Genomic DNA, 389 nt, shown 5'->3' on the forward strand with positions numbered 1-389 from the left:
GCTTTCCATAACCGAAACCGCTGCCAAGTTCGATATCCGCCGTCATTCGACGGTGGGCGACTGGGAGCGTGCATATCGGGAGAGCGGCGTGGAAGCGTTGACGCCAGCCCCGACAACGAGAGTGAAAAAGATAGTGATACCAACGACAAAACCGGCAGTGCCTGCCGGTGAGGACAAGCGCAGCCGTGAAGAGTTGCTCGCTGAGCTCGATTATTTGCGGATGGAGAACGCAGTCCTAAAAAAGTTGGAGGCCTTAGTTCAAGCACGGCAGAAATCGACCACGCCGAAAAAGCGCAAGTAGTGCATGAACTAAGGCAGCAGTATCCAGTTGTTGGTCTGCTCAAGCTCGTTGGCCTGGCACGCAGCACCTATTACTACCAGGTCAGCGT

1 protein-coding gene is annotated in these 389 nt (G+C 55.0%); it reads left to right on the forward strand.

The genetic code is table 11. The annotated features are described in order from the left end of the window. Positions 1–301 (forward strand): helix-turn-helix domain-containing protein (locus tag IFT60_RS27150; protein ID WP_192057031.1); only part of this gene is annotated, 301 nt, incomplete at its 5' end. Positions 302–389: the final 88 nt, after the last annotated feature.

Source organism: Massilia sp. CFBP 13721 (assembly GCF_014842025.1).
Taxonomy (GTDB): Bacteria; Pseudomonadota; Gammaproteobacteria; order Burkholderiales; family Burkholderiaceae_D; genus Telluria.